Here is a 916-nt window from a genome sequence, read left to right on the forward strand (position 1 = left end):
CCCGGTTACGCCGATGCGTGCCGCCGTCAGGCGGCTTTAACGCTCACGTACTTGCGGTTCTTCGGACCCGTCACCTCGAACTTGACCACACCGTCGGCGAGGGCGAACAGGGTATGGTCATGGCCACACCCGACGTTCACGCCATTGTGAACTTTCGTGCCGCGCTGACGCACGATGATTCCGCCGGCACGGATCCGCTGACCTCCGAAGAGCTTCACGCCCAGGCGTTTGGATTCGGAATCGCGACCGTTGCGGGAGCTGCCGCCTGCTTTTTTATGTGCCATGGTGTTTATGCCTCGTCGCTGCCGGCGGGCGCTGTGCCGGCGCCGCTGATACTGGTGATCTTCAGCTCAGTGAACCACTGCCGGTGCCCCTGACGCTTCATGTGGTGCTTGCGGCGACGGAACTTGATGATCTTCACCTTGTCGCCGCGAGCGTGGCCGGCGACCTCCGCGGTAACTGTCCCGCCCTCGATGAAAGGCTTGCCGACCTTGACGGTGCCGCCGTCGGCGATCATCAACACCTTATCGAGATTGACACTGGTGCCAGCTTCCGCGTCGAGCTTTTCGACGCGCAGTTTGTCGCCCTCGGCGACGCGGTACTGCTTACCGCCCGTTTCGATCACTGCGTACATATGTCCGTTGACCCCACAAACGACACGGTCGCGGCTTGGGGCGCGCGCAAGCTCGTATCGGCAAAGAATTGGTTGGAGCGCGATCGATCGCGACCGAGAAGAAGCGCGGCGCCCTCAGCGATCGCATCGCGCAGGGTGTGCACCGCGCAAGGACCGACCGGCGAAAGGCAGCGCTTCATTCAAGACCCACCAGTATGAAGTCGTGCATGGGCTTGCGTCAAAAGGCGGGAGCGGGGCTAGTCAGGTAGAAGCCGACGCGGTGGCGGGCCCGGACGACCTGGC

General features: G+C 63.1%; 2 protein-coding genes. Both read right to left on the bottom strand.

The features are described 5' to 3' along the window. Positions 1-26: 26 nt before the first annotated feature. Positions 27-284, bottom strand: coding sequence for a 50S ribosomal protein L27 (gene rpmA, locus I6U14_RS17165; RefSeq protein ID WP_296900946.1), 258 nt, complete (start codon positions 282-284; stop codon positions 27-29). A 5-nt stretch (positions 285-289) separates the two neighbouring features. Continuing rightward, the gene (gene rplU, locus I6U14_RS17170; protein WP_296900948.1) at positions 290-634 is read right to left on the bottom strand and encodes a 50S ribosomal protein L21; all 345 of its coding nucleotides are present in this window, start codon (positions 632-634) and stop codon (positions 290-292) included. Positions 635-916 lie beyond the last annotated feature (282 nt).

This window comes from Thiohalocapsa sp. (genome assembly GCF_019695415.1).
Classification (GTDB): domain Bacteria; phylum Pseudomonadota; class Gammaproteobacteria; order Chromatiales; family Chromatiaceae; genus Thiohalocapsa.